We start from the raw sequence: 24,614 nt of genomic DNA, 5'->3' as shown, positions 1-24,614 counted from the left end.
AGTGCGATGGAGGGACGGAGAAGGTTAGGTGTACCAGGCGTTGGTTGTCCTGGGGAAAGGCGGTAGGTTTGGATCTTTGGCAAATCCGGGATCCTTTAAGACCGAGCACCGAGACGAGCCTTTATGGCGAAGTCACTGATACCACGCTTCCAGGAAAAGCTCCTAAGCTTCAGCTTACGCAGACCGTACCGTAAACCGACACAGGTGGGTAGGATGAGAATTCTCAGGCGCTTGAGAGAACTCGGGTGAAGGAACTAGGCAACATGGCACCGTAACTTCGGGAGAAGGTGCACCCTTTTTGGTGGCTCGTGCGAGCTATAGCTGAAGAGGGTCGCAGTAACCAGGCCGCTGCGACTGTTTATCAAAAACACAGCACTCTGCAAACACGAAAGTGGACGTATAGGGTGTGACGCCTGCCCGGTGCTGGAAGGTTAATTGATGGGGTCAGCCGCAAGGCGAAGCTCTTGATCGAAGCCCCAGTAAACGGCGGCCGTAACTATAACGGTCCTAAGGTAGCGAAATTCCTTGTCGGGTAAGTTCCGACCTGCACGAATGGCGTAACGACAGCGGCGCTGTCTCCACCCGAGACTCAGTGAAATTGAAATCGCTGTGAAGATGCAGCGTTCCCGTGGCAAGACGGAAAGACCCCGTGAACCTTTACTATAGCTTTACACTGAACGTTGAGTTCGTCTGTGTAGGATAGGTGGGAGGCTATGAAACTGTGGCGCTAGCTGCAGTGGAGCCATCCTTGAAATACCACCCTGTCGTGCTTGACGTTCTAACCTGGGCCCATTATCTGGGTCGGGGACCGTGTATGGTGGGTAGTTTGACTGGGGCGGTCTCCTCCTAAAGAGTAACGGAGGAGCTCGAAGGTACGCTCAGCGCGGTCGGACATCGCGCACTGTGTGCAAAGGCATAAGCGTGCTTGACTGCAAGATCGACGGATCAAGCAGGTAGGAAACTAGGACTTAGTGATCCGGTGGTTCTGTATGGAAGGGCCATCGCTCAACGGATAAAAGGTACTCCGGGGATAACAGGCTGATACCGCCCAAGAGTTCATATCGACGGCGGTGTTTGGCACCTCGATGTCGGCTCATCACATCCTGGGGCTGTAGTCGGTCCCAAGGGTATGGCTGTTCGCCATTTAAAGTGGTACGCGAGCTGGGTTCAGAACGTCGTGAGACAGTTCGGTCCCTATCTGCCATGGGCGTTGGAGATTTGAGAGGGGCTGCTCCTAGTACGAGAGGACCGGAGTGGACGAACCTCTGGTGTTCCGGTTGTCACGCCAGTGGCATTGCCGGGTAGCTATGTTCGGAAGCGATAACCGCTGAAAGCATCTAAGCGGGAAGCGCGCCTCAAGATGAGATCTCCCGGGGCACAAGCCCCCTGAAGGAACCATGTAGACTACGTGGTTGATAGGTCAGGTGTGTAAGTACAGCAATGTATTGAGCTAACTGATACTAATGATCCGTGCGGCTTGACCATATAACCTCAAGTTGCCTTGGCTTTACGACAGCGTCGTAAGAGCATCCAAGTGCACGCTACGTCACAAGAACTATGCGAGGCTGGCGCCTTGTCCCCCGGGACGAGTGCGACTCTCCAAAAGCCTCCCTGGTGAAATTAGCGCTGTGGAACCACCCGATCCCATCCCGAACTCGGAAGTGAAACGCAGCTGCGCCGATGGTAGTGTGGCTCAAGCCATGCGAGAGTAGGTCATCGCCAGGGTTTACACCCAAAACCCCGCTGCTCACGCAGCGGGGTTTTTCTTATTAAGTGAAGGCACTGCATTTTCCGGGTCCCTTCCGCCCCACGGGCAAGATCGCGAAGCTGGCGCTGCAAGCGCTGCTGCAACCGTCTCCCTGGTGAAATTAGCGCTGTGGAACCACCCGATCCCATCCCGAACTCGGAAGTGAAACGCAGCTGCGCCGATGGTAGTGTGGCTCAAGCCATGCGAGAGTAGGTCATCGCCAGGGTTTACACCCAAAACCCCGCTGCTCACGCAGCGGGGTTTTTCTTTGTGCGCAGGAAATGCGGGTGGTGGTGCCCGCTGGCCGGCGGATGAGTCGATGCACCCGCCGCCGTTTGCCGGCCAGCGGCCGGCACTACCGGTAGATCCACGCCACGCGTGGATGGGGCGCTCGCCGTGTAAAGAGGTGCCAACCAGGGCTGGCACCCACCAATGGCAGCGCGCAAAAAAAGCAGCGCCCCGTGGGGCGCCGCTCTGCTCCAAACGATGTTCAGTCGAGCATGGCCCGACTTACTTGGCCGGGGCCTTGTCCTTCATCATCGCGTCGCGGGCCGCCTTGAACGGATTGCCTGCATACCAGTTCGGCCAACGATCGCCACCGGCCAGTTCCTTGCCCACGCCGTACATCAGCTGCAGGTCTTCGACGGTGCCGTCCAGCTTCCAGGTGGCCGCGTCGAACTCGTCCTTCGGGCCGTGGTAACGGTTGGCGCCGTAATCCGCCGCAGCCTTGCGGCCTGCTTCCACGCCACCCTCGCGCAGGTCTTCGCCGCCATCGGCGTACAGGGCCGGCACACCGGCCTTGGCGAAGTTGAAGTGATCGGAGCGGAAGTAGAAGCCGCTCTGCACCGAGGTCTCACCGTGCAGGGTACGGTCCTGGGCGGCGGCCAGCGGCTTGAGGATGTCCTCCAGCTCCGAGCTGCCGAAGCCGGTGACGGTCACGTCCTTGGCACGGCCGGCCACCGACATCGCATCAATGTTGATCACACCGGCGATCTTGTCCAGCGGGAAGGTCGGGTGGGCGACGTAGTACTTCGAACCCAGCAGGCCGGATTCTTCCAGGGTCACCGCCAGGAACACCACCGAACGCTCCGGCCTCGGTTCCTGGTGGGCCATGGCTTCGGCCACCTCGAGGATGCCGGCCACGCCGGTGGCGTTGTCGACTGCGCCGTTGTAGATGTTGTCGCCGGTCTCACCCTCATGCTTGCCCAGGTGGTCCCAGTGCGCCATGTACAGCACGGCTTCGTCAGCGCGCTTGCTGCCCGGCAGCACGCCGACCACGTTGCGCGACTGCTTCTGTGCGATCTGGCTCTTCAGGTCGACCGCAGCGGTGGCCTTCAGCGGCACCGGCTTGAAACCACGCTTGCTGGCGTCCTTGTAGGCCTGGGCGAGGTCCAGGCCGGCACCGGCGAACAGCGCCTTGGCGGCGTCGGCGCTCAGCCAGCCCTGCACCGGGATCCGGGCCTCCGGGTCATCCTTGGCGGGCAGGTCGTACTGCGGGCCGGCCCAGGAATTCTTCACCACGTCCCAACCGTAGGACGCGCCGGCAGTGTCGTGAACGATCAGTGCGGCAGCAGCACCCTTGCGGGCGGCCTCCTCGAACTTGTAGGTCCAGCGGCCGTAATAGGTCATGCGCTTGCCGTCGAACAGCTTCGCGTCATCAACATGGAAGCCCGGATCGTTGACGAACATGACGACCGTCTTGCCCTTCCAGTCCTGGCCGGCGTAATCGTTCCACTTCTGCTCCGGCGCATCGACGCCGTAGCCGACGAACACCAGGTCGCTGGCATCGACCTTCACCTCGGCCTGGCCGGTACGGGTACCGACCACCATGTCGGTGCCGAACTTCAGTTCGGTGGTCTTGCCGCCCTGGGTGATCTTCAGCACGGTCGATTCGTCGGCCGTGGTCTCGGTCATCGGCACGTCCTGGAACCAGCTGTCGCCGTTGCCGGGCTGCAGGCCGATGCGCTGCATCTGGTCGCGGATGTAGTTGACCGTCAGTTCTTCGCCCTTGCTGCCCGGGGCGCGGCCTTCGAACTCATCCGAAGCCAGGGTCTTGACCATCTCGGCGAAGTCGCCGGCGTTGATCTCCGGAGAGAACTGATGGGCGGCCGGCTTCGCGGCAGCGGTATCGGTGGCCGGCGTGGCTGCCGGGGTGTCTTCGCCTTTGCAGGCACTGAGCGCGGCCGCGGCGGCCAGGCACAGGAGGAGTTTGCGGGGCATCGTCGATTCCTGGAGAACAAAGGGCGGTCGCACCTCATGCGCGACCGGTAAACGCGAGTATCACCGAACCGGCAGGTTCGACGGATTCAGTCGGCTGGCGCGGTTTCGGTATCGAACGGGATCGGCTCGGCACCGGTGACCGGGCCGATGCGCGCGGTGCGATGCACGTACAGCACCACCTCGCGCTCGAACTGCAGTGGCCCACTGACCACCGCGTTGGGGCCGATGATCACGCGCGGCTTGCGGCTGGCGGTCAGCGAGACACTGAAGTTCGGCTTGCGCACATGCACGCCGCCGTTGACCTGCGAACCGATGCCGACGGTGATGTCACCGTTGACGGTCTCAACGTCCTTGCCGACGCGGCTTTCAACCAGGCCGATGCCGCCGTTCACGGTCTCGACGCCGCCTTCGATCTGGCTGCCGCGATCGGTGAAGATGCTGCCGTTGACGGTGCTGACGCCGCCGCTGGCGATCACTTCGCGACCCAGGCGGACACCGCCGTTGACCGTTTCGATCTTGCCGGTGCGCGCGCGGTCGGCGACCTTCACCCCGCCGTTGACGGTGTCGATGCTGCCGGTCTCGACGCCTTCGCCGACGCGGATGCCGCCGTTGACGGTGTCCAGCTTGCCGTAGCGTTGACCTGGTTCGGCGCTGATGCTGCCGTTGACCTTGCTGATGTTCTCCTGGGCGCAGACCGGCCCGGTGACCAGCAGTACGCCCAACAGCAGCGGAATGGATAGAGTTTTCATGGGGACCTCGATGGATGTGCGGCTGGCAGGCCGCGTGCGGAGATGTCACCATTCCCCGGTACCCCCCGCAACTGCCTGAAGTCACTGGAAAGCCCTTGCGCGACAACGCCTTCCCATCACGCCGACATCACATCGCCGCCGTACGCGGCGGGCGCTGCCTGCTGCTGGGGCTGGTCCTGGCGCTGGCCCTGCCGCTGCCCGGCGCCGCGCAGACCACCCGCGAGACCGAGCGCAAGCTGCAGAAACTGCGCACCGAGCTGAAGGGCGTGGCGCAGGAACGACGGCAGATCGAGGGACAGCGTGGACAGGCATCCCAGCAGCTGCGCGAGGCCGACGAGAAGGTGGCCCGCAGTGGCCGCGCGCTTGCGCAGACCGAGACGGCCCTGCGCGAGCAGAACCAGGCGCTGGCCGAAGCCGAGCAGCGCCGCAGCACGCTGCAGGCCAACCTTGCCCAGCAGCACCGCGAACTGGCCGGGTTGCTGCGCGCGGCCTACCAGTTGGGCAACCATGCACCGTTGAAGCTGCTGCTGTCGCAGGACACGGTGGCCGATGCCAATCGTGCGCTGGCCTACCACCGCTACCTGCAGCGCGAACGTGCGCAGCGGATTACCACGCTCACCGCCGACCTGAAGGAACTGGAAGCGCTGCAGGCGCAGATCGCCGAGCGCAAGCAGAAGCTGCAGGGCGCGCAGCAGGACCAGAAGCAGCAGGCTGCGACGCTGGCGGCCGACCGCCGTGACCGCGCGCAGACTGTGGCCTCGCTGGACGAACGTTTCAAGGACCGGCGCGAGAAGGAACAGGCACTGGGCCAGGATGCCAAGGCGCTGGAAACGCTGCTGGCCAACCTGCGTGCCGCCGCCGCCCGGGCCGAAGCCGAGCGTCGCGCGGCGGCGCGTCGGGCCGCCGCCGAAAAGGCCGCTGCCGAGCGGGCCGCACGCCAGGCCGCCGCACAGGGCCGGCCACCGCCGCCGCCAACCAAGGTTCCGCCTGCGGTGGCGTCGGCACCGGCACCGAAGGTCGGTGGCCTGGGCTGGCCGTTGTCCGGCAACCTGCTGGCCCGCTATGGCGGCAAGCTGCCCGATGGCCGTACCAGCAGCGGCGTGCTGATCGGCGCGCCGGCCGGCAGCACCGTCACGGCCGTGGCCGACGGCACCGTGGTGTTCTCCGACTGGATGACCGGCTACGGCATGATCCTGATCGTCGACCACGGCAATGGCTACATGAGCCTGTATGCCCACAACGACACCCTGCTGAAGGATGCCGGCGCACGGGTCAGCCGCGGTGATGCGGTGGCCAAGGTCGGCAATTCCGGTGGCCAGGGTGTCACCGCGCTGTACTTCGAGCTGCGCCGTGGCGGGCAGCCGGTCAACCCGGACAGCTGGCTGCAGCGGCGCTGAATCCAGGCCTGCCGGATGCGGGCCGGATTCAACGGGAATTTAGCTGTGCTTCGCGCATAATCGGTGCATGTGCCTTGGGCACGATGCCAACGTCGACAGGAGTGATCCATGCGCGCAGCCCGTTCCGCCACCCTCTTGCTGGCCCTGTTGCCAGCGCTGTCCTGGGCGCAGCAGACCGCGCCCGCCCCGAGCCAGGAAACCAGTGGGCAGGCAGCGAACAGCGAGGAGGCGGTGACCTCGAAGGTGCCGCTGGAGGAAATCCGCCGTTTCGTGGCCGTGTACAACGCCGTGCGCGCGGCCTATGTTGACCCGGTCGATGACAAGAAGCTGATGCAGTCGGCCGTGCGTGGCCTGCTGCTCGACCTCGATCCGCACAGCACCTACTTCAACAAGGAAGACGCGCAGGCCTTCGACGAGCAGGCCAATGGTGCCTACGAGGGCATCGGCGTGGAGCTGCAGCAGCAGCCGGACAACGCCAGCATGAAGGTGATCTCGCCGATCGACGACACCCCGGCGGCCAAGGCCGGCATCCTCGCCGGTGACCTGATCATCGCCATCGACGGCAAGCCGATCAGTGCGATCGATGCCAGCGAGCCGCTGCGCGGCCCGGCCGGCAGCAAGGTGGTGCTGACCATCGTGCGCGAAGGCAAGCCGAAGCCGTTCGACGTGAACCTGACCCGCCAGACCATCCGCGTGACCAGCGTGAAGAGCCGCATGCTGGAACCGGGCTACGGCTACATCCGCCTGAGTACCTTCCAGGCCGATACCGGTTCGGACTTCCAGAAGCACGTGCAGCAGCTGCAGAAGCAGTCCGGTGGCCAGCTCAAGGGCCTGGTGCTGGACCTGCGCAGCAATCCGGGTGGCCTGCTGACCGCCGCCGTGCAGGTGGCCGATGATCTGCTCGACAAGGGCAACATCGTCAGCACCCGTGGCCGCATCAGCATCAGCGATGCGCGTTTCGACGCGACCCCGGGTGACCTGCTGAAGGGCGCACCGGTGGTCGTGCTGGCCGATGCCGGTTCGGCCAGCGCATCGGAAGTGCTGGCCGGTGCGCTGCGCGACAACAAGCGTGCGCGCGTGGTCGGCAGCCGCACCTTCGGCAAGGGCTCGGTGCAGACCGTGCTGCCGCTGGACAACGGTGATTCGGTGAAGCTGACCACCGCGCGCTATTACACGCCCAGCGGCAAGTCGATCCAGGCCACCGGCATCGTGCCGGATGTCGAACTGAAGCCCGCCGCCACGCCGGCCGAGGATGCACTGCCGGCCAGCCTGAGCGACTACAGCGAAGCGACCCTGCCCGGCCATCTGCGGGGTGATGACGAAGGTACCGAGGGCTACCACGCCGGTGCGGTGCTGCCGGGCGATGGCCCGATCAACGACGCGCTGGCCGAGCTGAAGAACCCGGGTTCGGTGGCTGCACGCCTGAAGGCCGAAGCGGCAAAAGCGGATGCGGCCAAGGCCGCGAAGGCCGCTGCGGCGAAGCCGGAAGCGAAGCCGGAAGCGAAGCCGGAAGCGAAGCCGGAAGCGAAGCCCATTCCGGTCCCGGCTAAGCCCTGACGGTAGCGCCGGGCTGTGCCCGGCGGACACCTTGCTCATCCACAAGGCGACGCGGCCGAGGCGTCGCCCGATAGAATCGGCCCATGGACGATTCGAACCTAGCGACTACGATCAGCCAACTGCTTGGTCGTGATCCGCTGCCACCTGACCGGGCCGCCACCCTGCTGGAATCCCTGGCGGTCCGCCATGGAATCGATCCGCGCTTTGTCTATTGGTGGGCAGGCAAAGCGACGTCTGATCAGACGATCCAATACGACAGCAGTGATGAAGGCCTTTCCTGCCTGGCTGAACTGCTGGCGGAAGTGAACGGCGAAATGTGCCTGGTAGCGTCAGATGAGCGCGCATTGCCGTGGCCGATCTGGGCTCTGCAGGCAAGTGAACTGATTCCTTTGCTCGGAGAGTTGCCGTTCTTTGAGTACTTCTTGGTGCTGGATGACGGCGCTACGCTGCTGTTCGATACCCACCACAACACGTTGGTGGTCAGTCGCGAGTGACGGATTCGGCGTCATCGCGGACGGAGCGGATCCATATCGATGAAGGAGTCGAGCACGCTCGACGCCACGAACGGGCGGGTGAGCGTGGAGCCGGCCAGCGGCCGGCACTACCAGGGGTCAGAACCCGTGGCGCTTGCGCAGCCGGCGCGCGATCGCTGCGCGCACGTACACGCCATACAGCAGGCCGAACAGGAAGCCGCCGATGTGCGCCCACCAGGCCACCATGCCGAAGCTGGGGCCGATATGGGCGAACACCACCTGCAGCGCGGCCCAGACGCCGATGAGCAGGTAGGCCGGGGCGCGCACGAACTCCAGGAACAGGCCGAGCGGGATCACCACGCCCAGCCGCGCGCCCGGGAACAGGGCCAGGTAGGCGCCGATCAGCGCCGACACCGCGCCACTGGCGCCGATGATGATCTGGTCCGGGCTGCCCATGGTGTAGATCGCCACCAGGTTGGACACCGCGCCGCCCACCAGGAACAACAGCAGCAACCGCCAGGGCCCCAGCACCCGCTCGGCGGGCAGGCCGAAGATCAGCAGGAACACCAGGTTGCCCAGCAGGTGCGACCAGTCGGCGTGCAGGAACAGCGCGGTGAAAAGGCGCAGTACGCTGCCGTCCTGCAGGGTCGCCCACCAGTCCAGCGGGTGGGTCAGTCCGGTGGACAGGGCGCCCCAGTCCAGCCAGAGGCTGCCGCGGGCATCGTCCGGGCGCGAGATCGACCATAGGAATGCCAGCCACAATGACGCGAACAGCACGGGCGTGGCCCAGCGCAGGGCCGCCTTCTTGCGCGACGGGAGGGAGACGAACATGGGCATAAGCCTAGCGTGACGACGCCTGCGGCGGGGATTGTCCTGTTCAGCTTTTGAGACGAAAAAAGCGCAGGTGCTGTTATTGTTTCATTAACAGCTCTGGGTAATACTCGCATACGGCGTCGTATGTCGGGAGGGGAATCCGGCGCGCTCCGAAGGGCCCCAGGGCCGGCCGGGCGCAGGCGCACTCAGAGCAACATCACCGCTTACCGGAGAGAGAACTACGATGCAAACCGCTTCCACCATTGCCCGTCTGACCCTGCTGGCCGTCGGCGTTGCCGGTGCGCTGGCCGCCGCCGATGCCAACGCCGCCGCCTTCCAGCTGAAGGAAAACAGCGCCAAGGGCCTCGGCCGTGCGTTCGCCGGCTCCACCTCGACCGAAGGCGACGCCTCGGTCATCGCCACCAACCCGGCCTCCATGCGCCTGCTCGACGGCACCATGCTGCAGGGCGACGTCAGCGCCATCAGCTTCGGCGCCAAGTTCCGTGGCCAGGGCAAGTACGCCAACGGCGCTCCGATTTCCGGCGGCAACGGCGGCGACGCCGGCATGATCGCCCCGGTTCCGGCGGCCTACTTCCACCTGCCGTTCGGCGAGAACGACAACATGCACTTCGGCGCATCGCTGACCGTGCCGTTCGGCTTCAAGACCGAATACGACCGTGACTGGGTCGGCCGCTACAACGGCGTCAAGACCGAGCTGCAGGCGATCGACCTGGGCGTCGCGTTCTCCTACGACATCAACCCGTACCTGTCGTTCGGTGCTTCGGTGTTCGCCGAGCGCCTGAACGTCGACCTGACCAGTGCCGTCGATACCGGCACCGCGATCAACGCCAGCGCCCAGCAGAAGGCCGCCGCTGCCGTTCTGGCCGCCGGTGGCACCGCCGCCCAGGCTGCCGCCGCCTCGCGTCAGGCCGCCGTGGCCATGGCCCAGCAGGGCTTTGCTCCGGGCACCGCCGATGGCTACCTGCGCATCAAGGGTGACGAAGTGTCGATGGGCTACACCCTGGGCATGACCGTCAGCCCGGTGGAAGGCACCAACATCGCCTTCAGCTACCGTTCGCAGGTCAAGCACAAGATCAACGACGGCAAGGCCGACTTCACCATTCCGGGCAATGCCGCGACCTTCCTGGCCGCCGCCGCACCGGGCACCTTCATCGACAGCAAGGGTCGTGCCTCGATCACCCTGCCGGCCAGCGCCACCATCGGCTTCACCCACCGCGTGGACGACCAGTGGAAGATCATGGCCGAAGTCACGCGTACCGCCTGGAGCAAGTTCGACCAGGTTACCGTCGACTATGACTCCAACCAGCCGGACAGCGTGCTGCCGTTCCACTACCGCGACACCACCTTCGCGTCGATCGGTACCGAGTACCGCATGAACGAGAAGCTGACCCTGCGCGGCGGTCTCGCCTACGACCAGACCCCGACCACCGACGCCCACCGCGACGTGCGCGTGCCGGACACCACCCGCAAGTGGCTGTCGCTGGGTCTGACCTACGCGGCTTCGGACAAGATGGAATACAGCGTGGGCTACACCCACCTGTTCACCAAGGATCCGAACATCACCTCGACCTCGGCCACCGGCAACACCGTGACCGGCAAGTACAAGGTCAGCGGCGACGTGCTGGCTGCTTCGATGCAGTACAAGTTCTGATTCGGGCGATTGCCTGAAGCAGTACAAAGGAGGCCCCGCGCGAGCGGGGCCTTTCTTTTTGTGGGGTGGGATGTGGGGCATCCACGCATGGCGTGGATCTGCCGGGTTGTCCACGCAGCGCACGGATCCACGACAATAGCGCCATGAACCTGTCCGATCCGAACTTCCAACTGGAGCTGGCTGCCAACATCGCCGTCGCCGGCTCGATCCTGCTGGCCGGCCGCAACAACGTGCACACCTGGTGGCTTGGTATCGTCGGCTGTGCCTTGTTTGCAGCCGTGTTCGAACGATCGCACCTGTACGCGGACATGGTGCTGCAGTTCTTCTTCATCGCCATCAGTGTGCTGGGCTGGTGGCAGTGGCTGCGCGGCGACCATGGCGCGCCGCTGCCGATCACCTCGTTGCGGCCGCGGGCATGGGCCTGGCTGGCGCCGCTGGCGGTGGTGGCCACCTTCGGCTACGGCTGGATGCTGACCCGACTGACCAATGCCTATGCGCCGTACATCGATTCGGCGGTGCTGGTGCTGAGCGTGATCGCGCAGATCCTGATGATGCGGCGCAAGCTGGAATCGTGGTGGGTGTGGCTGCTGGTGAACACCGTTGCAGTGCCGCTGTACTACAGCCGTGGCCTGCACCTGACCTCGATCCTGTACGTGGGCTTCTGGATCAACGCGCTGGTGGCCCTGCGCCATTGGCGGCACCTGATGCGCAACGAGGCCAGGGCGGCCGATGCCGCTGCCTGAGCGTGCTGCGTGGGGGCTGGTGGTGGGCAAGTTCTGCCCGCTGCACCTCGGCCATGAACGATTGATCGACTTCGCCGCCACGCGCTGCCAGCAGTTGCTGGTGATCGGCTGGTCGCAGCCGGGCTTTGCCGGCTACAGTGCCGAGCGCCGCGAGCGTTGGCTGCGTGCGCGTTTCCCGCAGGCGACGGTGGCGGTGTTGGATGACTCGCGACTGGCGGCATTGTGCACGCAGCACGGTTTGCCCGTGCGCACGCTGCCGCAGGACAGTGATGACGAACAGGTGCAGCGCGACTTCACCGCCTGGCTGTGCCTGAACCTGTTCGGTGGGCCGGTGCAGGCGGTGTACACCGGTGAGGACTATGGAGACGGCTTCGCGCAGGCGTTGGCCACGCACTTCGGCACACCGGTGCGCCATGAGCGGCTGGAGCGCGCGCTGGACGTCGCGCAGGCCTGTGGCACCCAGCTGCGCACCGATCCGCATGCGCATCGCCATGGCCTCGCACCGCAGGTGTATGCCGACCATGTGCAGCGCGTGGCCTTCATCGGTGGCGAGTCCAGCGGCAAGACCACGCTGGCGCGCGTGCTGGCCGGGCGCCTGCAGACCGCCTGGGTGCCGGAGTATGGCCGCACCCTGTGGGAGCAGCAGGGGGGAGAACTGACGCCAGACGATCTGCTTCGCATTGCAATGACACAGCCACAGCACGAAGACGAGGCCGCGCGGCGCGCGCATCGCTGGCTGTTCTGCGATACCACGCCGTGGGTAACGCTGGGGTACAGCGGCTGGATGTTCGGCACGGCGCCGGAGCCACTGCGGCAGGCGGCACGACGACGCTACGACCTGCTGTTCCTGTGCGCGCCGGATATTCCGTTCGACCAGGATGGCACGCGCGTGGGCGAAGCCTTCCGGTCGCAGCAGCATGCGTGGTACCTGGCGCAGCTGCAGGCAGAGGGTGTCGAGTACGTGCTGCTGGAAGGCGATCTGGAGACGCGCATCGCACGCGTGCAGGGCGAGCTGGCGAAGCGGGCGGACAACCGGTTCAGTGTCGCCTCGCCGCTATAGAGCCGAGCCTGTGCTCGGCTTTACAGGAATAAAAAGCACAAAAAACCCCGCTTTCGCGGGGTTTTTCGTTCACCGCATGACGCAGGCGATCAGTCGCCCAGGGTCAGCAGCGAGGCGTTGCCGCCGGCGGCGGTGGTGTTCACCGTCACCGTCTTTTCGGTGGCAAAGCGCAGCAGGTAGTGCGGGCCGCCGGCCTTCGGGCCGGTGCCGGACAGGCCCTGGCCGCCGAACGGCTGCACGCCGACCACCGCGCCGATCTGGTTGCGGTTTACGTAGACGTTGCCGACGTGGACGCCGTTGCTGATGCGATCAACGGTCTCGTCGATGCGCGAATGCACACCCAGGGTCAGGCCGTAGCCGGTGGCGTTGATCTGGTCGATCACCGCGTCGAGCTGGTCGCCCTTCCAGCGGATCACGTGCAGGACCGGCCCGAAGATCTCCTTGTGCAGCTGGCCCAGGTCCTTCAGTTCATACGCACGCGGCGCGAAGAAGGTGCCGTTGGCCGCTTCGGCGGACAGCTCGGCGGCGGCGATCAGGCGCGCTTCGCGGTCCATGCGCTCGGCGTGGTCCTGCAGGATCTTCAGCGCGTCGGCGTCGATCACCGGGCCGACGTCGGTGGACAGCAGGCCCGGGTTGCCGACCTTCAGTTCCTTCATCGCGCCGGCCAGCATGGTCATCACCTTGTCGGCGATGTCGTCCTGCACGAACAGCACGCGAGCGGCCGAGCAACGCTGGCCGGCGGAGGTGAAGGCCGAACCGATCGCGTCCTTGACCAGCTGTTCCGGCAGCGCCGAGGAGTCGGCGATGAAGGCGTTCTGGCCGCCGGTCTCGGCGATCAGCACGCCGATGGCGGCGTCACGCGCAGCCATCGCGCGGTTGATCGCACGTGCGGTGTCGGTGGAGCCGGTGAAGGCCACGCCGGCCACGCGCGGGTCGGCGGTCAGCGCGGCACCGACGGTGGCGCCGTCGCCCGGCAGGTACTGCACGACCTCGGCCGGCACGCCCGCGTCGTGCAGCAGCTTCACCGCGTAGTAGCCGATCAGGTTGGTCTGCTCGGCCGGCTTGGCGATAACGCTGTTGCCGGCGGCCAGTGCAGCAGCGACCTGGCCCAGGAAGATCGCCAGCGGGAAGTTCCACGGGCTGATGCAGACGAACACGCCGCGGCCATGCAGCTGCAGCTCGTTGGACTCACCGGTCGGGCTCGGCAGCTTCTCGGCGTGGCTGAACTGCTCGCGCGCCTGCTTGGCGTAGTAGCGCAGGAAGTCCACGGCTTCGCGCACTTCGGCGATGCTGTCGGGCAGGCTCTTGCCGGCTTCCTTCACGCACAGTGCCATGAACTCCGGCATGCGCGCTTCCAGCTGGTCGGCGGCGTGCTCGAGGATGGCGGCGCGGCTGGCGGCCGGGGTGCGGTTCCAGGCCGGCTGCGCGGCCACGGCATTGGCCAGGGCCTTCTGCACGGTGGCGGCATCGGCGGCCAGCCACTGGCCGACCACTTCGCGGGTGTCGGCCGGATTGGTCACCGGCAGCGCGGCGCCGGCCGGGTTGGCACCCGGTACCAGCGGGGCGGCCTGCCACGGCTTCACGGCCGCGTTGAGCTGCTCGGCCAGGGCGCGCAGTTCGTTGTCGTTGGCGAGGTTGGCGCCCATGGAGTTCTTCCTGTCGTGGTTCTGGCTGCGCAGCAGGTCTACCGGCAGCGGGATCTTGGGATGCGGAATCGAAGCGAACGAGGCGACCATCTCGACCGGATCGCGGATCAGGTCGGCGATCGGCACGCGCTCGTCGGTGATGCGGTTGACGAAGCTGGAGTTGGCGCCGTTTTCCAGCAGGCGGCGCACCAGGTACGGCAGCAGGTCTTCATGCGAACCGACCGGCGCGTACACGCGGCAGGGCAGGCCCAGGCGATCGGCTGGCACCACTTCGGCGTACAGGTCGTCGCCCATGCCGTGCAGCTTCTGGTGCTCGTACACGCCACCGTTGGCGATGCTGCGCACAGCGGCGATGGTGTGCGCGTTGTGCGTGGCGAACATCGGGTAGATCGCGTCGGCATGGGTGAACAGGCGCTTCGCGCATGCCAGGTACGACACGTCGGTGTTCTGCTTGCGGGTGAATACCGGGTAGCCCGGATAGCCTTCGATCTGCGCGCGCTTGATCTCGGCATCCCAGTAGGCGCCCTTGACCAGGCGCACCTGCAGGCGGCGACCGGCGCGGCGCGCCATGTCGGCCAGGTGGTCGATCGTGTACGGCGTGCGCTTCTGGTAGGCCTGCACGACCACGCCGAAGCCATCCCAGCCGGCCAGCGAGGCATCGGAGAACACCTGCTCGATGATGTCCAGCGACAGTTCCAGGCGGTCGGACTCTTCGGCGTCGACGGTGCAGCCGATGCCGTAGCTCTTGGCCAGCTGCGCCAGTTCCAGCACGCCCGGCACCAGGTCCTTCAGCACGCGCTCGCGCTTGGCGTGCTCGTAGCGCGGGTACAGCGCCGACAGCTTGATCGAGATGCCCGGGGCATTGTTGACGTCGCCGTCCGGACGGCCGCCGCGTGCCTTGTGATCGCCGCCGATGGCGTGGATCGCACGACGGTAGTCTTCCAGGTAGCGCAGCGCGTCCTTCATGGTCAGCGCACCTTCGCCGAGCATGTCGAAGGAGTAGCGGTAGTTCGCGTTGTCGCCCTTGTGCGAGCGCGACAGCGCTTCGCTGATGGTGCGGCCCATGACGAACTGGTGGCCCATGATCTTCATCGCCTGGCGCACGGCCAGGCGCACCACCGGCTCACCGACGCGGCCGACCAGGCGCTTGAACGCGCTGGGCGCATCGGCGCGGGTGGCGTCGTTCATCTGCACCAGCTTGCCGGTCAGCATCAGGCCCCAGGTGGAGGCGTTGACCAGCACCGAGTCGCTGCCGCCCAGGTGCTTTTCCCAGTCGGCGTCGGCCAGCTTGTCGCGGATCAGCTTGTCGGCGGTGTCCTGGTCCGGAATGCGCAGCAGCGCTTCGGCCACGCACATCAGCAGCACGCCTTCTTCGCTGCCCAGGTCGTACTGGCGCATGAAGGCTTCGATCGCGCCCTGGTCCTTGGCACGCACGCGCACGCGGCCGACCAGGTCGGCGGCCAGCGCCTGCACCCTGGCCTGCTCTTCGGCCGGCAGGCGGGCCTGCGCCAGCAGCTCGCGGACGTGGCTGGCCTCGTCCTTCAACCAGGCATCGGTGATGGCCTGGCGGAACGGGTTGGGGGGCGCCGGCAGTTCCGGCGACAGCAGCGCGCCGGGACGCAGGGCGTCGCTGGCGGCAGGGGAGGAGGAAGGTGCGTTCATGCCGGTCCGGCCAATGGAAAACTTGGCGATTTTAATCATTTTTGCGGGTTGCGGAAGTGCCCCGCAGCCACCTTCGTGAAGGGCTGATAGCCCCTAACGGTGGTGGATTCAGCGTGTTCAGCAAGCCCGGCAATATTTGTGCTGAATTCGTCATTCGTTCCGCCGACCTCATGCTGTGTTGCAGCATTGGAAAAAGTGTGAATGCACCCTTGCTACCGGCGAGAGGGCGGGGCTACCATCGAGACGTTTCCCGCGGCAGGAACGCGGTTGCGACATGATCGAGGTGCTTCCAGCTCCGGATGGGTCAGGTACGCAGCTGCGGCTGCGTCCCCCACGGGCGCTCGATGCCCGGCAGTTCGTCCTGTTGTTCACCGTGTTGTCGGGTGCGATGTGGCTGGTGTCCGCCTTCGGGTGGTTGGCCGGCAATGCATTCGCCCCCCTGTTCGCGCTGCTGTACAGCCTGGTGCTGGCGGCGGCGCTGCGTGCCTTGTGGCGCAGTGGTGAACGGCAGGAGGAGATCCGGGTAGTGCCGGCGTACGTGGAGGTCATCCCCGTACCCGGTGGATCGCCGGTGTTCCGGGCCCACCCCCACTGGGTGCGCCTGCTCACCGACGATGAGAGGGTCCGGCTGGCATCCAGCGGCCGGCAGGTGGAGGTGGGGAGTTTCCTCGCGCCGGCCGAACGTCAGACGCTCGCAGAGACACTTGAAAGCTTGCTCGCCGCCAGCGATGGCGGCAACCGACGACGCTAAGGGTCTAGGCAATGAAGCAAAAGCAGCAGGTGGGGCACGAAGTGCGTTGCAGCGGTCGCCGCCATGGTGGCCGAGGGACTGATGCCGGCGTTGGCCTGGGCCCAGGCGGCCGATCCCAAGCCGTGGCAGCTGAACATGGGCAAGGGGGTGACCCAGACCTCACGCCTGGCCTGGGAATCGAACAATCTCTCGTTGATCATCTGCACGGTGATCGGCGTCATCGTGTTCGGCGCGATGGCCTACGCCATCTTCAAGTTCCGCAAATCCAAGGGCGCGGTCGCCGCCACCTTCAGCCACAACACCAAGGCCGAGATCATCTGGACGGTGATCCCGGTGATCATCCTGATCGTGATGGCGTGGCCGGCCACGGCCAACCTGATCAAGATGTACGACACCCGCGATGCCGAGATGACGGTGAAGGTCACCGGCTACCAGTGGATGTGGAAGTACGAATACCTCGGCGAGAACGTCACCTTCACCAGCCGCCTGGACCGCGAGTCCGACCGCATGCGGCAGAGCGGCAAGGTGCCGACCCGCGAAAGCCATCCGCACTACCTGCTGGATGTCGACAACCGGCTGGTGCTGCCGGTCGATACCAAGGTGCGCTTCGTCATCACTTCCGATGACGTGATCCACGCCTGGTGGGTGCCCGCGCTGGGCTGGAAGCAGGACGCCATCCCGGGCTTCATCAACGAGGCCTGGACCAGCATCGAGCAGCCCGGCGTGTACCGCGGCCAGTGCGCCGAACTGTGCGGCAAGGACCACGGCTTCATGCCGATCGTGGTCGAGGCGGTGTCCAAGGAAGAGTTCAAGCAGTGGCTGGCGCAGCGCAAGCCGGCGCCGCCTGCCGCGCTGGCAACGCCTGCGGCGCCGGCCGAGCCGACTGCACCGCCGGGCGAGGCACCGGCTGCGCCTGCTGCTGCAGAAACCGGCAGCGCGCCTGCCACCGCAGCGAGCGGCGCGTGATGTAAAGCCCGCGGCCGCCCGCGGCCGTGGTGACAACCGATTCTGAGAGGTGTTTTGCAATGGCGCACTCGGCAGTTGGGCACGACGATCACCATCACCAGCAGAGTTTCTTCGAGCGTTGGTTCTTCTCGACCAACCACAAGGACATCGGCACGCTGTACCTGGGTTTCAGCTTCATCATGTTCGTCATCGGCGCTTTCATGAGCGTGCTGATCCGGCTTGAGCTTGCACAGCCCGGCATCCAGTTCATCCGGCCGGAGGTGTTCAACCAGCTGACCACCGTGCATGCACTGGTGATGATCTTCGGTGGCGTGATGCCGGCCTTCGTCGGCCTGGCCAACTGGATGATCCCGCTGCAGATCGGCGCGCCCGACATGGCGCTGCCGCGCATGAACAACTGGTCGTTCTGGCTGCTGCCGGTGGCCTTCAGCCTGCTGCTGCTGACCTTCCTGCTGCCTGGCGGTGCGCCTGCCGGCGGCTGGACGCTGTACCCGCCGCTGTCGCTGCAGGGCGGCTACAACGTTGCGTTCACCGTGTTCGCCATCCACGTGGCCGGCATCAGCTCGATCATGGGCGCGATCAACATCATCGCCACCGTGCTCAACATGCGTGCGCCGGGCATCGACCTGCTGAAGATGCCGATCTTCTGCTGGGCCTGGCTGATCACTGCCTTCCTGCTGATCGCGGTGATGCCGGTGCTGGCCGGTGCGGTGACCATGCTGCTGACCGACAAGTTCTTCGGCACCAGCTTCTTCAACGCCGCCGGTGGCGGTGACCCGGTGATGTTCCAGCACATCTTCTGGTTCTTCGGCCACCCCGAGGTCTACATCATGATCCTGCCCGCCTTCGGCGTGGTCAGCGAGATCATCCCGACCTTCAGCCGCAAGCCGCTGTTCGGCTACCAGGCGATGGTGTACGCCACCGCCGCGATCGCGTTCCTGTCGTTCATCGTCTGGGCCCACCACATGTTCACCGTGGGCATGCCGCTGGGCGGCGAGATCTACTTCATGTTCGCCACCATGCTGATCTCGATTCCGACCGGCGTGAAGGTGTTCAACTGGGTCAGCACCATGTGGCGTGGCTCGCTGACGTTCGAGGCGCCGATGCTGTGGTCGGTGGCCTTCGTCATCCTGTTCACCATCGGTGGTTTCTCGGGCCTCATGCTGGCCATCGTGGCGGCCGACTTCCAGTACCACGACACCTACTTCGTGGTCGCCCACTTCCACTACGTGCTGGTGACCGGTGCGGTGTTCGCGCTGATCGCGGCGGTGTACTACTGGTGGCCGAAGTGGACCGGGCGGATGTACAGCGAGAAGTGGGCCAAGGTGCACTTCTGGTGGTCGATCGTGTTCGTCAACCTGCTGTTCTTCCCGCAGCACTTCCTCGGCCTGGCCGGCATGCCGCGCCGTATTCCCGATTACAGCGTGGCCTTCGCCGACTGGAACCTGATCAGCTCGATCGGTGCGTTCGGCATGTTCGTCACCCCGTTCATGATGGCGGCGATCCTGCTGTCCTCGCTGCGCAACGGCGAGAAGGCCGAGGCCCGTTCCTGGGAAGGCGCGCGTGGCCTGGAGTGGACGCTGCCGTCGCCGGCACCGGCGCATACCTTCACCACGCCGCCGACCATACGTCCGGGGGATCTGGCGCATGACGACATCACGCATTGAGGTGGGGCATGCATAACGAGAGCCCGCTTCCGATCAGTAGCGTCGAGCCAGGCTCGACTGACGAAAAGCAGCCGAGCAGCGGTCGGCTCTACCAGGGCGGAAGCATCGAGCAGCAGCGCCAGCGTGCGAAGCGCACGGCGATGTGGGTCGGCGCCATCGCCGTGCTGGTCTACGTCGGCTTCATCCTCAGCGGGGTGATCGGCCGATGAGCGAGGCACCGGCCAGCACACCGTCCCGCAGCGCCGGGCTGCCGCGCCTGATCGGCGTGGCGGTGGCGGTGTTCCTGCTGACGTTCTCGCTGGTGCCGCTGTACCGCATCGCCTGCGAAAAGGTGTTCGGCGTGCGCCTGGAGCGCGGCCCCGGTGGCGAAGCCAGTGCAGGTGCCGCGGCCGGCAAGCGCACCGTGCGCGTGGAGTTCGATGGCGGCGTCAATTCGCGCCTGCCGTGGTCGTTCCATCCTGAGCAGCTGACCATGGACGTGGTGCCCGGCGAACTCAACGAGGCGCTGTACTTCGCCCGCAACGACAGCGCGGCGGCCGTGGTCGGCAGCGCGGTACCTTCGGTGGCGCCGGCGCGTGCGTCGGGCTTCTTCAGCAAGACCGAGTGTTTCTGTTTCACCGCGCAGACGCTGCAGGCCGGCGAGAAGCGCGACATGCCGGTGCGCTTCATCGTCGATCCGGACCTGCCGCCGGAGATCAAGACGATCACCTTGTCCTACACCTTCTACCGCAACGACGCGCTGTCCGATCGGCTGGCCCCGGCCGCCACCTCGGACGGCGCGCACGCCGCACCCTGACCCGGATACCGACATGGCCCAGACACCGACCGACGCCAACGTGTACTTCGTCCCGGCCCAGAGCAAATGGCCGTTCGTGGGTTCCATCGCGATGATGGTGACCATGGTGGGCGTGGCCAGCTGGCTCAACGATGCCAGCTGGGGACGCTGGACGTTCTACATCGGCATCGCGATGCTGGTGCTGACCCTGTTCTGGTGGTTCAGCGACGTGGTGCGCGAATCGCAGGCCGGCAACTACAACCACCAGGTCGACGGATCATTCCGGATGGGGATGATCTGGTTCATCTTCTCCGAGGTGATGTTCTTCGGCGCGTTCTTCGGCGCGCTGTTCTACACCCGCAACCTGGGCCTGTCGTGGCTCAGTGGCGAAGGCCGCGGGGTGATGACCAACGAGCTGCTCTGGCAGGGCTATTCCGCGGGATGGCCGACCAATGGCCCGGCGGCGATCGGTGGCGCGTTCCAGACCATCCCGGCCTGGGGCCTGCCGCTGATCAATACGCTGATCCTGCTGACCTCCGGCGTGACCCTGACCATTGCCCACCACGCACTGAAGGCCGGCAACCGCCGCCAGCTGCTGATCTGGCTGGGCCTGACCGTGGTGCTCGGCCTCGGCTTCCTGACCCTGCAGGCAGAGGAGTACATCCACGCCTACAAGGAACTGAACCTGACGCTCGGCTCCGGCATCTACGGGTCGACGTTCTTCATGCTGACCGGCTTCCACGGCGCGCATGTGCTGCTGGGCACGATCATGCTGATCGTGATGTGGCTGCGCTCGGCCAAGGGGCACTTCACCCGCGACAACCATTTCGCCTTCGAAGCGGCCGCGTGGTACTGGCACTTCGTCGACGTGGTGTGGCTGATGCTGTTCCTGTTCGTCTACGTGCTTTGACCGCGCAGGCAGCGGTGGCTTCAGCCGCCGATGCCGTGCGGTTTGATCCAGCCCATGTAGATGCTCACGATCACCAGCAGGATCAACGCCACCGACACCGAGATGCGACGTGTCAGTGCGTTGACCGTGCGCTTGGTCTGGCCGCGGTCGACCACCAGGTAGTACAGGCCGGCGCCCAGGTTCCAGACGATGACGATCAGAAACGCGATTACCAGCAGGGTCTTCAGCGAATCACTCATGCGCGGCTCGAGGGCAGGGTGGATGTGCCTATCTGACCGCGTTTGCGCGGACTTGTCATGATGCGCCAGCACACGCGCGTGATCGGATGGCTGCTGGCCGTGCTGGTGATGGCGGGTTTCAGCGCGTTGGGGTTGTGGCAGCTGCAGCGCATGCATGCCAAACAGGCAATGTTGGATGCGCAGGGTCCAGCCGTGGCACAGGCGTTGCCGCTGTCGCAGGCCCTGGCGGCGCCCGGCGCGTTGCACGGCGTGGCCGACCACGGCCGCTTCCTGCCCGGCGTGGTGCTGCTGGACAACCAGACCCGGCATGGCCGCGCCGGGGTGAAGATCTATCGCCCCTTCCGCAGTGACGACGGCAGCGTGCTATTGGTCGACCTCGGCTGGCGTGCGCTGCCGCCAGATCGCACGTTGCCGGATGTGCCGGCGCCGCCTTCGCCGGTGGCGGTGCGTGGGTTGCTGGCACCGCCGCCGTCGGCGGGACTGGTACTGGGCCCCGCGTTCTCCGCCACCGGTGAGGCCGGGCGCTGGCTGGCCAGCCGGTTGCCGGCAGAAGGCCTGGCACGCGCGTTGGGGTTGCAGGCGCTACCCGACCGCGTCCTGCGCCTGGACCCGGCGCTGCCATTCGGCGATGAGCGCGACCTGGACCTGCTGCCGAACACGCTGCCGCCGCAGCGTCACCTGGGCTACGCCGTGCAGTGGTTCGGGCTGGCCCTGACCGTGCTGGTGGTGGCCGTGGTGCTGGAGCGGCGCAGGAGACGCCCCATCGCCCGCTAGTGCCGGCCGCTGGCCGGCAACCCCCGGAATCCTGGATGCCGGCCAGCGGCCGGCACTACCGGCATCCCTTTCCCAACCATGAGAAAATGCCCCGCATGAACACTGCTACGTCCCCGCAGGCGCGCGGTTCCGGCCGCCGGACCCTGGTGCTGCTGTTTGCCGTGTTCTTCGGGGCGATGGCGCTGGCCGCCGTGCTGCGCTTCTCCGGCTGGCAGCCGACCGGGCACCGCAATGCCGGCCAGCTGCTGAAGCCGCCGGTGGACCTGCGGCAGCAGGCGCCGACCCTGGCCAGCGGCCAGCCGTATCCCTGGAACCCCGAGGCCCGCACCTGGCGCCTGCTGGTGGCCCCGCCTGGCGCCTGCGACGCGCAGTGCGTCACTTTGTCGCAGGGACTGGGCAAGGTGTGGCAGCTGTTCGGCCATAACGCCGATAATGTCGAGATCCTGTGGCTGGGTACGCCACCGGCGTCGATCGCCTCGCTGCCCGCGCTGCGGCCGCTGGCTCCGTCGCCAGCCCTGCGCGCGGCGTTGCCGGGCGTCGATGATCCGGCGGGACTGCCGGTCTACGTGATCGATCCGAACGGCTTCGTGATCATGCGCCATGCCCCGGGTTCCGACCTCGGTGGCCTGCGCAAGGACATGGCCACGTTGCTGAAACTGAAGTGAGTCCCGTTTGATGAGCCTTTCCGCGCGTCCGGCGCTGCACCGCAATTTCCACCGCCTGGCGTGGTTCGCCATGATCATGACCGCGAGCACGATCATGTTCGGCGCGTTCGTGCGCCTGTCCGATGCCGGCCTGAGCTGCCCGGACTGGCCGACCTGCTATGGCCAGGCCACCTGGCCGCAGCACGTGGAAGAGACCATCGGCCATCCGGCGGCGGAGATCCGCCCGCTGGAGACCCACAAGGCCTGGCGTGAGCAGGTGCACCGCTTCCTGGCCGGCGCGCTGGGCATCGAGATCCTGACCCTCGCCCTGCTGGCCACGCGCAAGCGGCGATTCGGAAGCACGGCGGTGGTGACCGCCTGCGTGCTGGTGGCCGCCGGCATACCGCTGTACATGATGGGCTGGCATGGCACGGCCAGCGTGCTGGCGCTGATCGGCGAGGCGATCCTGCTGATCGCCGCGCTGCGCTGGAGCAACATCGACCTGGCGCGTGCGGCGCTGCTGACACTGGCCGTGGTGATCTTCCAGGCCCTGCTGGGCATGTGGACGGTGACCCTGCTGCTCAAACCCATCGTGGTGATGGGCCATCTGCTGGGTGGCATGCTGATGTTCGGCCTGCTGGTATGGATGGCCTGGCGCGCGACGCACATGCCGATCACCCTGGCTGAAGCGCCGAAGCTGAAGTGGCTGCTGCGCATCGGCGTGGCGGTGCTGGTCACCCAGATCGCGCTGGGGGGCTGGGTCAGTGCCAACTACGCCGCACTCGCCTGCGGCGGTGGCAGCGCTTCGCTCGACAACTTCCCGCGTTGCGCCAACCAGTGGTGGCCGCAGCACAACTTCGTCGAAGGCTTCACCCTGTGGCGCGGCATCGGCGTGGATTACGAAGGCGGCGTGCTGGATGGCGCCTCGCGCATCGCCATCCAGATGGCGCACCGCCTGTTCGCGGTGGTGGTGGCCGTCTACCTGCTGTGGCTGGGCGTGCGCCTGTTCCGGTTGCCGAGCATGCGTGGCTGGGCCAGCGCGCTGATCACGCTGCTGGTGCTGCAGGTCACCCTCGGCATCCTCAATGTGAAGCTGGCGCTGCCGCTGGAAGTGGCGGTGGCCCACAACGGCGTGGCCGTTGCCCTGTTGTTCGTGCTGGTCAGCCTGCTGGCCCGCCTGCGTGCCCCGGACTGATTCCATGTTTTCCAATTACCGCCAGTACTGGGACCTGACCAAGCCCAAGGTCGTCGCCCTCATTGTCTTCACCGCCCTGGTCGGCATGGTCCTGGCCATCCCCGGCGTGCCCAGCTGGGAGCAGGTGCGCGCCGGCGTGCTCGGCTTCCTCGGTATCTGGCTGGCGGCTTCGGCCGCCGCCGCGATCAACCAGCTGCTGGACGCGCACATCGATGCGCAGATGGCCCGCACCTCGTGGCGCCCGCTGGTGGTGGGCAAGGTCAAGCCGTGGCAGGTGCTGGTGTTCGCCGGCGTGCTGATCGTGCTGTCGATGACCATCCTGGTGCTGTGGGTGAACCTGATCACCGCGGTGCTGACCTTTGCCTCGCTGATCGGCTACGCGGTGATCTACACCGTGTACCTCAAGCGTGCGACCTCGCAGAACATCGTCATCGGTGGCCTGGCCGGCGCGATGCCGCCGATGCTGGGCTGGGCTGCAGTGACCGGCATGCAGGGTTCGTCGGACTGGGCGTACTCGTCGCTGCTGGTGCTGATCATCTTCATCTGGACACCGCCGCACTTCTGGGCGCTGGCGATCTTCCGCCGCGAGGATTACGCCAAGGCGGAAATTCCGATGCTGCCGGTGACCCACGGCGTGGTGCACACCCGCAAGCAGATCATGGTGTATTCGGTGGTGCTGGCGCTGGTCTGCCTGCTGCCTTACCTGGTGGGCATGAGCGGTGCGTTCTACCTGGGCGGCGCGATCGTGCTCAACGCCGTGTTCCTCTGGTACGCCTGGCGCATGCTGGACCCGCCGGACGAACTCTTCTCGATGAAGATGTTCTATTACTCCATCGTCTACCTGATGGCGCTGTTCGCCTTCCTGCTGGTGGACCACTGGATCCTGCCCTGGTTGTGACGGGCTGAGGCATCCACGCATGGCGTGGATCTACCCGGGCATCGGCTGATGCATGG

21 protein-coding genes and 3 rRNA genes (1 of these 24 only partly in view) are annotated in these 24,614 nt (G+C 65.9%); 19 read left to right on the top strand and 5 right to left on the bottom strand.

Annotation, left to right across the window (positions count from 1 at the left end; translation table 11 throughout):
* From ACXI0D_RS10315 to rrf (ACXI0D_RS10305), 3 genes are all read left to right on the top strand, one after another.
* Nucleotides 1–1,485 (top strand): 23S ribosomal RNA (locus tag ACXI0D_RS10315); it begins 1,395 nt to the left of the window's first position.
* A gap of 125 nt (nucleotides 1,486–1,610) precedes the next feature.
* Nucleotides 1,611–1,725 (top strand): 5S ribosomal RNA (rrf, locus tag ACXI0D_RS10310).
* A gap of 133 nt (nucleotides 1,726–1,858) precedes the next feature.
* Nucleotides 1,859–1,973, top strand: a 5S ribosomal RNA gene (gene rrf / locus ACXI0D_RS10305).
* Between the two features lie 284 nt (nucleotides 1,974–2,257).
* On the opposite strand, the gene ACXI0D_RS10300 is transcribed toward rrf (ACXI0D_RS10305), so the two are convergent.
* The gene (locus ACXI0D_RS10300; RefSeq protein WP_119007582.1) at nucleotides 2,258–3,967 is read right to left on the bottom strand and encodes a M28 family metallopeptidase; all 1,710 of its coding nucleotides are present in this window, start codon (nucleotides 3,965–3,967) and stop codon (nucleotides 2,258–2,260) included.
* 86 nt (nucleotides 3,968–4,053) lie between these two features.
* On the bottom strand, nucleotides 4,054–4,716 hold the full coding sequence (locus tag ACXI0D_RS10295; RefSeq protein ID WP_014645682.1) for a DUF4097 family beta strand repeat-containing protein: 663 nt from the start codon (nucleotides 4,714–4,716) through the stop codon (nucleotides 4,054–4,056).
* Between the two features lie 95 nt (nucleotides 4,717–4,811).
* Between ACXI0D_RS10295 and ACXI0D_RS10290 the strand changes: the two genes are divergently transcribed.
* The 3 genes from ACXI0D_RS10290 (at nucleotide 4,812) to ACXI0D_RS10280 (ending at nucleotide 8,164) form a co-directional block, all read left to right on the top strand.
* A complete protein-coding gene (locus ACXI0D_RS10290) occupies nucleotides 4,812–6,113 on the top strand; it encodes a murein hydrolase activator EnvC family protein (RefSeq protein ID WP_119007581.1) in 1,302 nt (433 codons plus the stop codon).
* A gap of 108 nt (nucleotides 6,114–6,221) precedes the next feature.
* Nucleotides 6,222–7,670, top strand: a complete 1,449-nt coding sequence (locus ACXI0D_RS10285; RefSeq protein ID WP_479642556.1) for a S41 family peptidase — start codon at nucleotides 6,222–6,224, stop codon at nucleotides 7,668–7,670.
* A gap of 83 nt (nucleotides 7,671–7,753) precedes the next feature.
* Complete coding sequence (locus ACXI0D_RS10280; protein WP_119007579.1) at nucleotides 7,754–8,164, top strand: hypothetical protein; 411 nt, start codon at nucleotides 7,754–7,756, stop codon at nucleotides 8,162–8,164.
* Between the two features lie 117 nt (nucleotides 8,165–8,281).
* Here ACXI0D_RS10280 and ACXI0D_RS10275 read toward each other — a convergent pair whose 3' ends face one another.
* Nucleotides 8,282–8,974, bottom strand: coding sequence for a rhomboid family intramembrane serine protease (locus tag ACXI0D_RS10275; RefSeq protein ID WP_014035716.1), 693 nt, complete (start codon nucleotides 8,972–8,974; stop codon nucleotides 8,282–8,284).
* Nucleotides 8,975–9,200: 226 nt separating this feature from the next.
* On the opposite strand from ACXI0D_RS10275, the gene ACXI0D_RS10270 reads away from it, so the two are divergent.
* The 3 genes from ACXI0D_RS10270 (at nucleotide 9,201) to ACXI0D_RS10260 (ending at nucleotide 12,431) form a co-directional block, all read left to right on the top strand.
* Entirely contained in the window at nucleotides 9,201–10,628 is a 1,428-nt protein-coding gene (locus ACXI0D_RS10270) for an outer membrane protein transport protein (RefSeq protein WP_049444492.1), read from the top strand.
* A gap of 143 nt (nucleotides 10,629–10,771) precedes the next feature.
* A complete protein-coding gene (gene pnuC / locus ACXI0D_RS10265; RefSeq protein WP_049421201.1) occupies nucleotides 10,772–11,371 on the top strand; it encodes a nicotinamide riboside transporter PnuC in 600 nt (199 codons plus the stop codon).
* A complete protein-coding gene (locus ACXI0D_RS10260; RefSeq protein WP_119007578.1) occupies nucleotides 11,358–12,431 on the top strand; it encodes an AAA family ATPase in 1,074 nt (357 codons plus the stop codon). Before pnuC ends, ACXI0D_RS10260 begins: the two co-directional genes overlap by 14 nt.
* An 89-nt stretch (nucleotides 12,432–12,520) precedes the next feature.
* Here the strand turns inward: ACXI0D_RS10260 and putA are convergent, their stop codons facing one another.
* Nucleotides 12,521–15,739, bottom strand: a complete 3,219-nt coding sequence (gene putA / locus ACXI0D_RS10255) for a bifunctional proline dehydrogenase/L-glutamate gamma-semialdehyde dehydrogenase PutA (protein ID WP_119007577.1) — start codon at nucleotides 15,737–15,739, stop codon at nucleotides 12,521–12,523.
* Between the two features lie 274 nt (nucleotides 15,740–16,013).
* On the opposite strand from putA, the gene ACXI0D_RS10250 reads away from it, so the two are divergent.
* The 6 genes from ACXI0D_RS10250 to ACXI0D_RS10225 all read left to right on the top strand — a co-directional run bounded on the left by ACXI0D_RS10250 (nucleotide 16,014) and on the right by ACXI0D_RS10225 (nucleotide 20,808).
* Entirely contained in the window at nucleotides 16,014–16,490 is a 477-nt protein-coding gene (locus ACXI0D_RS10250; RefSeq protein WP_014035721.1) for a DUF2244 domain-containing protein, read from the top strand.
* 63 nt (nucleotides 16,491–16,553) lie between these two features.
* Nucleotides 16,554–17,456, top strand: a complete 903-nt coding sequence (gene coxB / locus ACXI0D_RS10245) for a cytochrome c oxidase subunit II (RefSeq protein WP_479642555.1) — start codon at nucleotides 16,554–16,556, stop codon at nucleotides 17,454–17,456.
* 59 nt (nucleotides 17,457–17,515) lie between these two features.
* Nucleotides 17,516–19,123, top strand: coding sequence for a cytochrome c oxidase subunit I (gene ctaD / locus ACXI0D_RS10240; RefSeq protein ID WP_014035723.1), 1,608 nt, complete (start codon nucleotides 17,516–17,518; stop codon nucleotides 19,121–19,123).
* A gap of 8 nt (nucleotides 19,124–19,131) precedes the next feature.
* Entirely contained in the window at nucleotides 19,132–19,332 is a 201-nt protein-coding gene (locus ACXI0D_RS10235; RefSeq protein ID WP_049444499.1) for a hypothetical protein, read from the top strand.
* On the top strand, nucleotides 19,329–19,919 hold the full coding sequence (locus tag ACXI0D_RS10230) for a cytochrome c oxidase assembly protein (protein WP_014035725.1): 591 nt from the start codon (nucleotides 19,329–19,331) through the stop codon (nucleotides 19,917–19,919). The genes ACXI0D_RS10235 and ACXI0D_RS10230 overlap by 4 nt, the downstream gene beginning before the upstream one ends.
* A 13-nt stretch (nucleotides 19,920–19,932) precedes the next feature.
* Entirely contained in the window at nucleotides 19,933–20,808 is an 876-nt protein-coding gene (locus tag ACXI0D_RS10225; RefSeq protein WP_014035726.1) for a cytochrome c oxidase subunit 3, read from the top strand.
* 20 nt (nucleotides 20,809–20,828) lie between these two features.
* Here the strand turns inward: ACXI0D_RS10225 and ACXI0D_RS10220 are convergent, their stop codons facing one another.
* Nucleotides 20,829–21,047, bottom strand: a complete 219-nt coding sequence (locus tag ACXI0D_RS10220) for a twin transmembrane helix small protein (RefSeq protein WP_049444502.1) — start codon at nucleotides 21,045–21,047, stop codon at nucleotides 20,829–20,831.
* Nucleotides 21,048–21,104: 57 nt separating this feature from the next.
* Between ACXI0D_RS10220 and ACXI0D_RS10215 the strand changes: the two genes are divergently transcribed.
* From ACXI0D_RS10215 to cyoE, 4 genes are all read left to right on the top strand, one after another.
* The gene (locus ACXI0D_RS10215) at nucleotides 21,105–21,821 is read left to right on the top strand and encodes an SURF1 family protein (RefSeq protein ID WP_049444504.1); all 717 of its coding nucleotides are present in this window, start codon (nucleotides 21,105–21,107) and stop codon (nucleotides 21,819–21,821) included.
* Between the two features lie 95 nt (nucleotides 21,822–21,916).
* Nucleotides 21,917–22,486 carry a hypothetical protein gene (locus tag ACXI0D_RS10210; protein ID WP_042358441.1) on the top strand — a complete coding sequence of 190 codons (570 nt, stop codon included), beginning with the start codon at nucleotides 21,917–21,919 and terminating at the stop codon, nucleotides 22,484–22,486.
* 10 nt (nucleotides 22,487–22,496) lie between these two features.
* A complete protein-coding gene (locus tag ACXI0D_RS10205; RefSeq protein WP_049444506.1) occupies nucleotides 22,497–23,660 on the top strand; it encodes a COX15/CtaA family protein in 1,164 nt (387 codons plus the stop codon).
* 4 nt (nucleotides 23,661–23,664) lie between these two features.
* Nucleotides 23,665–24,558 (top strand): heme o synthase, encoded by an 894-nt coding sequence (gene cyoE, locus ACXI0D_RS10200; RefSeq protein ID WP_014035731.1) that lies wholly within the window; start codon nucleotides 23,665–23,667, stop codon nucleotides 24,556–24,558.
* The last annotated feature ends 56 nt before the right edge of the window (nucleotides 24,559–24,614 follow it).

The sequence above is a fragment of the Stenotrophomonas sp. C9D9 genome (assembly GCF_056491205.1).
This window is presented reverse-complemented; position numbering and strand designations above follow the sequence as displayed.